At 58.3% G+C, this 11,701-nt stretch carries 12 protein-coding genes and 1 pseudogene; all 13 read right to left on the bottom strand.

Annotated features, from left to right (window positions below):
* A pseudogene (locus tag RTK01_RS13245) lies at window positions 1-579 on the bottom strand (phospho-N-acetylmuramoyl-pentapeptide-transferase); the annotation flags it as partial.
* 69 nt (window positions 580-648) lie between these two features.
* A complete protein-coding gene (locus tag RTK01_RS13240) occupies window positions 649-2,097 on the bottom strand; it encodes a UDP-N-acetylmuramoyl-L-alanyl-D-glutamate--2,6-diaminopimelate ligase (protein ID WP_312281433.1) in 1,449 nt (482 codons plus the stop codon).
* A 113-nt stretch (window positions 2,098-2,210) separates the two neighbouring features.
* Window positions 2,211-4,610, bottom strand: a complete 2,400-nt coding sequence (locus RTK01_RS13235; RefSeq protein WP_312281432.1) for a penicillin-binding transpeptidase domain-containing protein — start codon at window positions 4,608-4,610, stop codon at window positions 2,211-2,213.
* A gap of 112 nt (window positions 4,611-4,722) precedes the next feature.
* A complete protein-coding gene (locus tag RTK01_RS13230) occupies window positions 4,723-5,286 on the bottom strand; it encodes a hypothetical protein (RefSeq protein ID WP_312281431.1) in 564 nt (187 codons plus the stop codon).
* A gap of 70 nt (window positions 5,287-5,356) precedes the next feature.
* On the bottom strand, window positions 5,357-5,530 hold the full coding sequence (locus RTK01_RS13225; protein WP_312281430.1) for a DUF6440 family protein: 174 nt from the start codon (window positions 5,528-5,530) through the stop codon (window positions 5,357-5,359).
* A 29-nt stretch (window positions 5,531-5,559) separates the two neighbouring features.
* A complete protein-coding gene (gene rsmH, locus RTK01_RS13220; RefSeq protein WP_312281429.1) occupies window positions 5,560-6,498 on the bottom strand; it encodes a 16S rRNA (cytosine(1402)-N(4))-methyltransferase RsmH in 939 nt (312 codons plus the stop codon).
* 1 nt (window position 6,499) lies between these two features.
* Entirely contained in the window at window positions 6,500-6,916 is a 417-nt protein-coding gene (gene mraZ, locus RTK01_RS13215; protein WP_293007436.1) for a division/cell wall cluster transcriptional repressor MraZ, read from the bottom strand.
* Window positions 6,917-7,268: 352 nt separating this feature from the next.
* On the bottom strand, window positions 7,269-7,814 hold the full coding sequence (locus RTK01_RS13210; RefSeq protein ID WP_293007434.1) for a hypothetical protein: 546 nt from the start codon (window positions 7,812-7,814) through the stop codon (window positions 7,269-7,271).
* Window positions 7,815-7,819: 5 nt separating this feature from the next.
* On the bottom strand, window positions 7,820-8,320 hold the full coding sequence (coaD, locus tag RTK01_RS13205) for a pantetheine-phosphate adenylyltransferase (RefSeq protein WP_293007432.1): 501 nt from the start codon (window positions 8,318-8,320) through the stop codon (window positions 7,820-7,822).
* Window positions 8,317-8,883 carry a 16S rRNA (guanine(966)-N(2))-methyltransferase RsmD gene (gene rsmD, locus RTK01_RS13200; protein WP_312281428.1) on the bottom strand — a complete coding sequence of 189 codons (567 nt, stop codon included), beginning with the start codon at window positions 8,881-8,883 and terminating at the stop codon, window positions 8,317-8,319. The genes coaD and rsmD overlap by 4 nt, the downstream gene beginning before the upstream one ends.
* Window positions 8,874-9,767, bottom strand: a complete 894-nt coding sequence (gene rarD / locus RTK01_RS13195) for an EamA family transporter RarD (protein WP_312281427.1) — start codon at window positions 9,765-9,767, stop codon at window positions 8,874-8,876. The genes rsmD and rarD overlap by 10 nt, the downstream gene beginning before the upstream one ends.
* 440 nt (window positions 9,768-10,207) lie before the next feature.
* On the bottom strand, window positions 10,208-11,239 hold the full coding sequence (locus RTK01_RS13190; RefSeq protein WP_312281426.1) for an alcohol dehydrogenase catalytic domain-containing protein: 1,032 nt from the start codon (window positions 11,237-11,239) through the stop codon (window positions 10,208-10,210).
* Between the two features lie 22 nt (window positions 11,240-11,261).
* Window positions 11,262-11,701 (bottom strand): iron-containing alcohol dehydrogenase (locus RTK01_RS13185; protein ID WP_312281425.1); only part of this gene is annotated, 440 nt, incomplete at its 5' end.

Raw genomic sequence — 11,701 nt, 5'->3', positions numbered from 1 at the left:
AAAAAACATCATCACCACAAAGGTAACGCCGGTGGCCAGCCCGCCAATTCCGTCGGTCAGGTTCACGGCGTTGCCGCAGCCCACGATGACGAAGGCCGCAAAAGCCAGATACATCACCCAGTTCAGTTCCAGCGTCACGTCTGCAAAGGGAATATAAAGGCGGTTGCTTAAAAGGCCCTCATAGCGCATGATGCTTAAAAACACCACCGCCGCCGCCAACTGCAAAATAAATTTCTGCCGGGCGGTAAGCCCCTCGTTCTGGTGCTGGCGCACCTTGCGGTAATCATCCACAAAGCCGATCAGTCCAAACACCAGCGCAAACAGGTACACATACAGATGGACGAATTCGCCCTCCAGCATCTGCCGCCAGCCCAAGGCCACCACCGTCACGCCCGTGCCGATGATGAACATGATGCCGCCCATGGTAGGCGTTCCGGCCTTTCCCGCGTGCCATTTGGGGCCGTCCTCCCGAATCTCCTGTCCGGCCTTCAGCTTCCGCAGCTCCGGAATCAGAAATTTTCCAATGACAAGCGTCAGAAAAAAGCTCACCGGCGCCGCCACCAAATTTGCAATATCCATGTGCCTTCCCCTTACCCGGCGGGGCCGGGCCCTTCCCTCATGCAGTCTCCGTAAAAAACGCGCGCCGCTTTAGCGCGCCCTTCCCAGATGCTCCGCCACAATCTCCCGTTCGTCCATGTGGCGCTTTTCGTGGTTCACTTCCTGATACGTCTCGTGTCCCTTGCCGCACAGAACGATTACATCATCCGTTTTGGCATAGTCCATGGCAAAGCGGATGGCCTCCACCCGGTCCTCCACCACGGCATAGGTCGTCGGCGTTCCCTCCAGCCCGGCGAGAATCTCGTCGATGATGGCGGCGGGTTTCTCCGTGCGGGGATTGTCAGAGGTCACAATTACATAGTCCGCGATTTCCGCAGCAATTTTTCCCATTTGGGGCCGCTTCGTCCGATCCCGGTCCCCGCCGCAGCCGAATACGGCCACGGTGCGCCCTTTGGCAAAGCCCTTCACGGCAGACAGCACGTTTTTTAGTCCGTCAGGGCTGTGTGCGTAGTCAATCAGAATCGTATAGTCCCGCCCCGGTGTGGGGACCACCTCCACCCGGCCCTTCACATGAGGGACCCGGCGCAGGGCCTCGGCGCTCTTTTCAAGGGGGATACCCAGCTTCAGCGCCGCCGCTAATACATCCAGCGTATTATATACCATAAATTCGCCGGGAATGCCAACCCAAATTTTTACTCGCCCGTTTTTCGTCACGGCGGTGAAGGCCACATGGTCCGCTCCCAGCTCAATTTCCTCGGCCCGCAGGTCAGCCTCAGCCTCCACCGCATAGGCATATTTTTCGCACGTGGCCCCTTGCAGCAGCCGCCCGGACCACGGATCGTCGGCATTGTAAATGCCCACGCCGCAGTTTTGGAACAGGATGGCCTTCGCGTCGCAGTAGTCCTCCATGGTCCCGTGGAAATCCAGATGGTCCTGCGTCAGATTGGTAAACACGCCCACGTCGTACCGGATTCCGTGCACCCGGCCCTCATACAGCGCGTGGGACGACGTTTCCATCACCACATGGGTGCAGCCCGCGTCAAGCATCTGGCGGAACAGCTTGTGAAGTTCAAAGCTCTCCGGCGTGGTCCGCTCCGTGGGGAGGCTCTCCCCGCCGATCATGTTCTGGTTGGTTCCGATCAGACCCACCTTCGCGCCCGCCTCCTGCTCCAGAATGGCTTTGAGAAGATAGGTGGTGGTGGTTTTTCCATTGGTACCGGTAACCGCGGTCATCACCATTTGCTCTGCCGGGTGACCAAACCAGTTGGCCCCCAGAATCGCCAGCGCCCGCCGGGACTCCTTTACCAGCACGTAAGATATTTTTTCCTCCGGCTCTTTTTCACATATGGCACACACTGCGCCAGCCGCCTGTGCCTTGCCGATATAGGCGTGGCCGTCCATGGCATAGCCGCTGATGGCCACGAACAGGTCCCCTGCCTTCGTCTTCCGGGAGTCATAGCTGACTCCGGAGATCTCCATGTTTTCGTCCGCGTGAAACTCCAGCAAATCCGCGCCGACAAGCAAATCCTTTAATTTCATATCTGAAGACGCCCCTTTACAGTGTGAAATGGTTGCAAATATACCATTCACAGTATATCCGGCGCGATTTGCAAAGTATACGGGAGAAGGTGCTCAAAACCATGCAAAAGCTGTCAGTCCGCCGTACTACCCTGCGCGCCAAGCTGCACGGTGACCACCGTTCCCGCCGGAACTTCCGCCCCCGGCGACACAGACTGGTTCAGGGCAAACACATTTCCGCTGCTGGCGGAGGTGGCTCCCGACACCCGCATAATTAGCCCCGCGTTGGTAAGCGCCGCGTTTGCCTGCGCAGCGGTCATGCCCACCACCTTGGGAACTGTGCTGGGCGTATCGGGCTTTTCTTCGCCCAGATACAGAATCACCGACGCGCTGCCGGGGATGATGGAACCGCCCAAGGGTGTCTGGTCGGTAACGGTTGCTCCCTCGCCCACGGTGCGGCAAGTAAACCCAAGATTTGTAATCCGCTCCTTCGCAGCCTCCGCCGTCTGGCCCACCACGTTGGGCACGGTGATGTCCGCGCCCACCATCTGCTCGGCGGTATAGTCCGGCTCCACGCCCACGTAGGGCAGAATTTCACCCATGACGGAGCTTGCGGTGGGCGCCACCATGTTGCCGCCGGAGACGTATACTCCGGTGTTTCGGCTGGGAGTATCCATGGTGATGAGCATAATGACCTCCGGATCGTCCGCCGGGGCGAAGCACATAAAGGACACGACGACCTCCTTGTTGGGATTGCCGGTCTTATCGGCGGTGCCGGTTTTTCCGCCGACGCGGTAGCCCACCACCTGCCCGTTTTTACCGGTGCCGGAGGCCACCACGTATTCAAGGCACTTGCGCACGGTGTCGGACGTTTCCTTGCTGACGACCTGACGCACGGGGGTGGAGTCGTGCTGATACTTAACGTTTCCCTGATCGTCCACCACCTGCTCCACCAGATACGGCGTGCGCAAATACCCGCCGTTGATGGTGGCGGCCTGAGCGCGGATGACCTGAAGCGGCGTGACCGTGAAGGTCTGGCCGAAGGAATAGGAGGCCAGAGACACCACGTTGGTTCCAAAGTCCTTTTCGCTGGCAAACAGGCCGGTGGTTTCGCTGATTTCGTCAATACCGGTTTTCTCCATCAGGCCGAAGGACTTCAGATATTGATAGTATTTCTCCGTTCCGATTTTCAGACCCATTGTGATAAAAGCGGGGTTGCAGGAGTTTCCGGTGGCCTTCATCAGATCCTGCAAACCGTGGCCCCTGTGGTTGGAACAGTAGATGGGCTTGTTCCAGCCGGGCACCCGGATGGAGCCGGTGCAGTTGAAAGTGGAATTCAGGTTTACCAGCCCTTCCTCCAGCGCCGTGGCCAGCGTGACTGGCTTGAAGGTGGAGCCGGGCTCGTAGGTGTCGCTGATACAGCGGTTGCGCCATTGCTCGCCCAGCGCCGCGCGGTTTACCTGACTACGGGCGGCGGTGTATTCTTCGCTCCCCTCCGTAAGCCCAGCCAGCGCTTTTACCAGTTCCTCCTCGGTCTGCGCTTTCAGCTTTTTATCGTAAATGGTGAAGGGATCGTTTAAATCAAAGGTGGGATAGGACGCCATAGCGAGAATCCCGCCGGTTTTCACGTTCAGGACAATGCCGGTACCGCCGTTTTTCGCCCCGAACTTATCCACCATGGACTCAATTCCCTTTTCAAGAACCGACTGGACACTTACGTCCAGCGTCAGCATCAGGCTGTCTCCGTTTTTCGCGTCGTAATACTGCTCGTATTGATACAGCATATCCTCGCCGGTGTTGGTCTTGGCGGTGACGGTCAGGCCGGAGGTTCCCTCCAGCACATCCTCGTACTTGGCCTCCAGTCCGTATAGCCCCGTGTTCTCACTGCCGACAAATCCGATGACCTGCGAGGCCAGCGTTCCATAGGGGTAGTAGCGCTTGGAGTCGGCGTTGAGAAAAATGCCCTGAAGCCGGACGGGGCGCTTGGAGGGGTCGCTGATAAGGACAGTCTTCCCATCCTCATCCAGCTTTGTCAGCGCATTTCCCTGATCATCGATCTCTCCATTGATAAAGCGGCGCACCTCATCAGCAGTTTTCTGCTCCACCTTTTTCTTCAGCTCAATATACTGCGAGTTCGTATCCGCCATTTTGTCGAGAACCGCGGCTTCATCAAGTTCCAGAATGCGGGAAAGCCCCCGGGCCACAAACTCCCGGTCCTGCGTGTCCTTGCTGTTTTCAATATCCCGGGGAGAAATGCACACCGTCTCCGCCGAGGCCGAAACCGCCATAATTTCCCCGTTTTTGTCGTAAATCGCGCCGCGGGAGGCGGTGACCACTGCGCTGCGGGTCTGCTGGGCCACGGCCCTTTCCTGCAACTCCTCATGCCGCACGATTTGCAGACTGTACAGCTTGAACAGCAGCGCCACAAACACCGCAACGCCCAGAAGGCTCATCATCAGTACCGTCCGATTGCGGACAGTCTGGTTGGCCCAGCGGGCGGCGTCGCTTTTTCTACGTTTGCCTGGCTTTGTCATTGATATCCTCCATCCTGAAAACGATGCTCGACGCTTTTCGCGTCCCGGTAAGGTTCAGGGAGTAAGAAAGAGCGCTCCTCCTTCTTACTCCCCCTGTTCACTGTATTGCGTCTTAGTCGAAATATTCCACCACCGCGTAAACGCCGTGGTTTAGCGAGGTCACAAGCCGCTCCAGCAGTCCCGCCTCTTTTTCCTTGTAAACCACGGCGCTGTCTCCGCCGCTCAGGTCTAGATAATAGGTCTGCCCGCTTCCGGGCTTGGCCATACCGGCGGACTCCGCCGCCTTTTTCACCGTGCCCAAATCGAACATCTGGGCGTATTGCGCGGTGAGAATCACCTTTTCGGTCTGAAGCTGGGACAGCTCCTTGTTCAAAGCCACCACATCGCTGGACAGGCTTGTAAGCTGCACGTAGCACAGCAGCGTCAGCACCGCCAGCGCCGCCACGACGCCAAAGCTCAGCACCGCCAGAAAGGAAATGTGCTGTCGTTCCCGGACCTGCACCGAAGTGGCGGTACGTACCTGCGGGACAGGCGCGGACGCCTCTCGCCGCCGAGGCAATTCCCCCGCATGGGACAACTGGCGCTCCCGCAGCTCAAAGTCCAGATCATACGCCAAATTGCCGTTTGTCGCCCCTCGCCGGGGATAGCGCAAATCCCGCGCTGCCGCAGCCGCCATGCCCATTCCTCCTATCCTTTGTACTTCACACACCTCGCGCCTTGCGCGTTTTTAAGGGAATCACATCCCTTTAATCTTCCTTTTCCGCAACCACCGGGCTCCCGTCCCGGTCCAGCAGCGGCGTTAAGCCCGCCGCGCTGCCGTTGCGGTGGAACAAATAATGTACACCCGTCTCATGGTCCACCCAAATCTCCGTTTGAGTCAGAGTTCCCTGGGTATAAATCTCCTCAAATCTGGGCCTCATACCGTCCGCTCCTTTCGCATTCCGCGCCGTCACGGCCCGCATTTCTCCGCCACACGGAGCTTTGCGCTGCGGGCGCGGGGGTTTTCCGCCAGCTCCTCCTCGCTCGGGACAATGGGCTTGCGGGTCAGAATCTTCAGCTTCGGCTTATTGCCGCAAACGCACACCGGAAACTCCGGCGGGCAAATGCAGCCCCGGGCCTGCGCCAGCAGGGCCCGCTTGATAATACGGTCTTCCAGAGAATGAAACGTAATTACCGCCACCCTTCCCCCGGGGGCAAGGGCCTCCGCGGCGGCCTCAGCCATGGGCTCAAGCGCATCCAACTCGCCGTTGACGGCGATGCGGACGGCTTGAAAGCTCCGCTTGGCGGGGTGCTGCTTTTCCCTAAGGGCCTTGGACGGCATGGCGGACCTAATCAACTCCACCAGCTCAAGCGTTGTCTCAACGGGCCTGTCCTCTCTTGCGCGGACAATGGCCCGAGCGATGGCGGGCGCGTACCGCTCCTCGCCATAGTCATAAAGAGTGCGCCGCAGCTCGGCTTCGCTCCACTCGTGCACCACCCGGCGGGCGGTGAGATGGGCGGAGACGTCCATCCGCATGTCCAGCGGCGCATCGTGCATGTAAGAAAACCCACGGGCCGCATCGTCCAATTGGGGAGACGACACGCCCAGATCAAACAGCAATCCGTCCGCGGCGGAAACGCCGCAGTCTCTCAGGATCTCCGCAAGCTCGGAAAAATTGCCCCGGACCAGCGTCACCCGGTCCAGCCAAGGGGCCAGCCGCTCCTTCGCGGCGTCAATGGCGGCCCCGTCCCGGTCAATGCAGATCAGCCGCCCGGTTGTCAGCCTTTGGGCAATCTCTTTTGAGTGCCCGGCGCGGCCTAGGGTCCCGTCCACGTAGATTCCGTCGGGACGGATGTTCAATGCCTCAATGCTCTCGTTCAGTAGCACGGGCTTATGCAAATACTCCATATCAGAAATCCAACTCTTCCATGGCGGAGAGCATGTTGCCGCTTTCCAGCTCCTGCTTCTCCAGCTCCTGCCATGTGGCGCTGTCCCAAATCTCCGCACGGGAGCTTACGCCGATGACAGACACGTCTTTCTTTAGGCGGGCGTATTCCCGCAGCTTTTGCGGGATCAGGATGCGGCCCTGCCCGTCCGGCTCGCAGCGGACGGCGTTGGAAAACAGCGGGCGCAGGGCGCGGGCCTTGGAATAGGGCAGAGCCTCGAACTTCTCGGTCAGCCGTGCCCAGCTCTCGTCGGAATAAATGGTCAGGCAGGGATCGGGGCCGATGGTGACGTAAAACACGTCTCCCAGCTCCTCCCGCAGCTTGGCAGGGATGGCCAGACGGCCCTTGGCGTCGATTGTGTGCTGATTGGTTCCCGTCATCGGCGCGGTCCCTCCCCTTCATTTTGTGGGATTCAGGTGAACTATTCACCACTGGTCACCTATTATCACCACTTATCCCCACTTGCATCTCTGAGTATAATCAAACTTCCACGGAATTGCAAGAGGTTTTTTGGAATCTCTGCGTGGATGAAATTTGGTTCTTTTGCCAACTTTTGTCGAAATTTCTGTATTTTGAAACAGATGTTCCAAAGAGTTGCATTTGTTGACATAAAGCAGAAAAGTTCCCCAACACAACATGTTGTGTTGGGGAACTTTTTTTAAAGACTCACACACCAGATACGGGAATTGGTGTAAAATTCCATGGATCCTTATTGTGATTTCTCACAAATTTTCAGGGTTCCTCTTGCTGGGGATCGCCGTCCTTCCCCTCGTCGGGATTGTCCAAGCGGCGGCGCTGCTCCTGCATCTTGTTGGCAGAGACGCTGCGGAAGCGTATGCGGGACTGCTTCACTTCGTCCAGCGCCATGGAGATGGCCTCTTCCGTACGGGCCAGCGCGTCCTCGGCATATTCGTTGGCCACCTGATAAAGGCGCTTGGACCGCTCTTCGGCGTTGCTGACGATGGTCTGTGCCTTCTGGCGGGCGGCGGTGAGAACCTCGCTGTCGGACACTTTGGCCTTGACCTCCAGCTCCGCCTGACGCATCATGCGCTCCACGTCCCGTTTCGCATCCTCCACGAATTTGTCCCGGGCGGCCAGCAGCTCCTGTGCCCGCTTGATTTCGATGGGAAGCTGGGCGCGCAGCTCGTCCAGCAAATCCAACAGCTCATCCCGGTCCACCATGCTCATATTGGGCTTCAGCGCCGGGGATTTCGCGTCTTCGACCTGCTCGTAGAGCATATCGATCAGGCGGCTCACATCATTTGTATTGTTGGCCATCGGCTTCACGCTCCCTCTTCGTTCGTCTCTTCTCTCATCTTCCGCACCAGCTCGGCCGCCGCAGGAGGAAGATACTCCTCCAGAGGCTGTCCATAGCGGATCATCTCCCGGGCCATGGACGAGCTGAAATGTTCATATTTTGCCGCAGCGGGCAAAAGCAGCGTCTCCAGCCCCGGACGAAGATGCTCGTTGATGCGGGCAAGCTCTCGTTCCATGTCCCAGTCCGTGCCGTTGCGCACACCTCTAACGATGATGTCCGCGTCGTGGCGGACTGCATAATCCGCCAGAAGGCCGGACCACAGCTCCGCATGCACGTTGGGATATTCCGCAATCGACGCCTCCACAAGCCGCAGCTTTTGCTCTGGAGAGAACATCTGGTTTTTCTTTGCCGCGTTGGGACTGACGCAGACCCAAACCGTGTCAAAGCAGGCCGCCGTCCTTCTGATAATATCCAAATGCCCCAGAGTGATGGGGTCGAAGCTGCCGGAGCAAATCGCTGTTCTCATGTGGCCGATTCCTCGCTCTCTCCCGCTCTGCGGAAAAGCGTCACGGCAATTCTTCCGTAGCGGTAAGTGCGGCCCATCCGATAGGGGGCCGCCGGCTCCGGCAGAATTTTTTCAGCAGGAGCCTCCGCCGCAATTATACCATGGGGCGTCAAAATGTCAAACCTGACAATGCGCTCCAGTGCCTCCTCCAGCAGCTCCGCCTCATAAGGAGGGTCCAGAAGAATCAAATCGAACTTTTCCTTCAGAGACGACAAAATCTCCAAAGAGTCCCCCGTCACCACTCTGGCCCGGTCGGTCAGGTCTGTGACCTTCAGATTTTCCCGGATCAGCTTCACCGCGTCGGCCCGCCGATCCGCAAAGACGCAGCTTGCCGCGCCGCGGCTCAGCGCTTCGATGCCAAGCTGGCCGGTTCCGGCAAACAGATCCAGAACCCTGCGCCCCTCAATTTCAAATTGCAGGGCGCTGAACAGGCCCTCCTTCACCCGGTCGGTTGTGGGGCGGGTATCCATGCCCTCCAGTTCTTTCAGCCGTCTGCCCCGTGCGGAGCCGGTGATTACTCGCATGGTTCGCTCTCCTTCATCGTTTTTTTCCGTTTCAAATGGTCGGAAATCAAGAAAATTGCAAGGCTTGTCCAAACGAAGCCGAACAAAATCCCGTGGGTCAAAGTAAATTCCTCGTGAAACGCCAGCACGCCCAGCAAAAGCTGCAGCGTGGGATTGATATACATCAGTACGCCGGACAGGGACAAGGACGTGGTTCGGATGCCGATGGCAAACAGCATCAGCGGAATCGTGGTCACCACTCCGGCAAGAGGCAGCAACAGCCACTGCGCCCCGTGGAGCACCCCCATGGCCCCGGCGCCCCGGGCGTCCGCCACCGCAATCCAGAGAAGAGCCAGTGGCGTCATGGCGGCGGTTTCAATAAAGAGGGCCGCATTGGCGTCCGTCTTCACCGTCTTTTTCACCGCGCTGTACAGCGCGAAGCTCCCGCCGATCACCACCGCCACCCAAGGAAACACACCAAAGCGGAACGAGGCGATCGCAACGCCCGCCGCCGCCAACGCCGTGGCAAACCACTGCAAGCGCGTCAGCCGCTCGCGGAACAGCACCGTTCCCAAAACAGCCGACAGGGGCTGCATCATATAATAGGCAAGGCTGGCGTCCAGAATGTGGGCGTTGTTGACCGCCCAGATATAAAGGCCCCAGTTCACCGTAATCAGCGCTCCGGCTCCGGCAAGACGCAGCGTCTCGCTCCGCCTGCCGAGCACCTCGCGGACGCAGCCCCACTCCCGCCGGACCGTCAGCAAAAGCAGCATCATGGCCATGGACCAGAAAATCCGGGCCGACAGCACATATACGGAGTCCACCGTTCCCAGTGTTTTCCAAAAAAGGGGCAAAATTCCCCAAGCGGCATAACATGCCGCCACATACAACGCGCCCCTTTTCATGTCCTCGCCTGTCCCTCCCGGCCCACAGGCCGCTTGAATTTCACATTTTACAATTGTACGACAAGGCGCGCATTTTTTCAATATGAAATCCGTACTTTTCCTCTTTTTTCCCGCGAGGCGCACGGAGCCGCCAAAACGGCGGCGGAAAAAGAGGCGGAGCGGGGTCCGTTCAGAAAGAAAAGGCCGCGCGTCGGACGCGGGTATGTCGAGCGTGCAATCTCTCCGGGGCGACGATTACAGTATTCTAACCGTGGCGGAGCCCATTTTATTCCAAAAGCATAAAAGCGGGGCGCCGCAGACAAGCGTCCTGTGCCAAAAAAGCAGAGAGTCAGCAAATCCCATTGCTGACTCTCCGCTTTATAAAGTTCAGGATCCGGTCTCCCGTGTCCCGAAAAGGCCCGCAAATGGCGGTCCGCCCTCCAGCCTCATTCCTCAGCCCATCAGAAAAAGTCCATCAGCACGCGCAGCATGGTTTTGTCCGTGCGGGCCTTTTCCAAAGCCTCCTCATACCGATCCATGGGGTATACGGCGGAAATCAGCTTTTCAAGCTGGTCGTTCATACGTCCGGAGTTGATGATTTTGGCAGCCGCCTGCATGCTCGACATTGTATGGTGGCGCACGCCCCGCAGCTCGCACTCGCTGTAAATAATCTTGTCGATATCCACGCCCATGACGGTGCCCTTAGGTGGCATACCCACCTGAATCATCACGCCGCTCTTTTTCAGTGCGGCCAAGCACATGTCGAACCCGGGCTGAACAGAGGTGATCTCAAAGGACTTGTCAAAGCCCTCGCCGTCTGTGGCCTCGTCGCACACGGCCTTAAATGCCGCGGGGTTAGTGGTGTTCGCCACTGTGAAACCCAAACTCTGCGCCATCTGGATGCGGACAGGATTCATCTCCCCCATTACCACATGCGCCGCGCCGGACAGCCTGCACATCATGCCGATGATCAGACCGATAGGACCTGCGCCGGCAATGAACACATCATCGCCCGCCCGCAGGCCGGACCGCCGCACATCGTGCACCCCTACAGTCAGAGGCTCCACCAGCGCGGCCAGCCTCATATCCACGTCATCGGAGAATTTAATCAGGCGGTTGGCGTCCACCAGCATGTACTGGGTGAATACGCCGTCAAAGTTCGTACCCATGATTTTGACCTGTCTGCAAAGGTTTTCCCGGCCCACGGCGCAGGGCTCGCAGCTATTGCATGGCTTGATGGTATGGGCACAAACCTTGTCTCCGACCTTGATATCGGCGCGCTCATCGTTAATGGAATAGAGCTCGCCGCAGGCCTCGTGGCCCATAACCAGCGGCATTTTAGCGTTGGCGTTCAGCCCGTCGAACACATGGAGATCAGACCCGCAGATGCCCGCGTAGCGGATGCGTACCACGGCTTGTCCGGGGCCCGGCTCGGGAACAGGGCACTCCACAATCTCAATTTTCCGAACGTCCGTCAAAACCAGCTTTTTCATAATACTCTCTCCTCGCTTCCGCTCAATAGCACTCCTGGTAAATGCGCTCCATATCCGCCCGCTCGAAGGAATAATAAGCGTTGTTCATCAAGCGCTGCTGGTTGATCTCCACAGACTTGGGGAATTCCACGATATCCTGCTCCGTAAAGCCCGTCTCCCGCAGAGGGCGCAGAGGCAAAATGCGCTGGAGCAGCGCGTTCAGGGTGGAAATCGCAGCCTTGTCTGCGCAGCCCAGAATCCGCGCCACCAGCTTCTTGAATTTCAGAATCTCGCCGTCGGGATTTTTCTCGTCATAATACTTCAAAATCGCGCCGAAAAGCATATAGTTGCTCTCCCCATGGGGTACGTGATACGTCCCGCCCAGAGGGAAGCTCATGCCGTGGACCGGGCCGCAGCCCGCCTTCAAAAAAGCAATTCCCGCATAGAAGGAGGCGGTGACGAACTCGTCCAGATAGTCCATCC

The organism is Oscillibacter sp., assembly GCF_031978065.1.
Taxonomy (GTDB): domain Bacteria; phylum Bacillota; class Clostridia; order Oscillospirales; family Oscillospiraceae; genus Oscillibacter.
Note: the sequence above shows the minus strand (reverse complement) of the source record. Positions and strands in the feature narration are given on the sequence as shown.

Bases quoted from the DNA above. Each gene is read 5' to 3' on its own strand.
- RTK01_RS13240 (WP_312281433.1), bottom strand. From the start codon at position 2,097: ATGAAATTAAAGGATTTGCTTGTCGGCGCGGATTTGCTGGAGTTTCAC.
- RTK01_RS13235 (WP_312281432.1), bottom strand. From the start codon at position 4,610: ATGACAAAGCCAGGCAAACGTAGAAAAAGCGACGCCGCCCGCTGGGCC.
- RTK01_RS13230 (WP_312281431.1), bottom strand. From the start codon at position 5,286: ATGGCGGCTGCGGCAGCGCGGGATTTGCGCTATCCCCGGCGAGGGGCG.
- RTK01_RS13225 (WP_312281430.1), bottom strand. From the start codon at position 5,530: ATGAGGCCCAGATTTGAGGAGATTTATACCCAGGGAACTCTGACTCAA.
- rsmH (WP_312281429.1), bottom strand. From the start codon at position 6,498: ATGGAGTATTTGCATAAGCCCGTGCTACTGAACGAGAGCATTGAGGCA.
- mraZ (WP_293007436.1), bottom strand. From the start codon at position 6,916: ATGACGGGAACCAATCAGCACACAATCGACGCCAAGGGCCGTCTGGCC.
- RTK01_RS13210 (WP_293007434.1), bottom strand. From the start codon at position 7,814: ATGGCCAACAATACAAATGATGTGAGCCGCCTGATCGATATGCTCTAC.
- coaD (WP_293007432.1), bottom strand. From the start codon at position 8,320: ATGAGAACAGCGATTTGCTCCGGCAGCTTCGACCCCATCACTCTGGGG.
- rsmD (WP_312281428.1), bottom strand. From the start codon at position 8,883: ATGCGAGTAATCACCGGCTCCGCACGGGGCAGACGGCTGAAAGAACTG.
- rarD (WP_312281427.1), bottom strand. From the start codon at position 9,767: ATGAAAAGGGGCGCGTTGTATGTGGCGGCATGTTATGCCGCTTGGGGA.
- RTK01_RS13190 (WP_312281426.1), bottom strand. From the start codon at position 11,239: ATGAAAAAGCTGGTTTTGACGGACGTTCGGAAAATTGAGATTGTGGAG.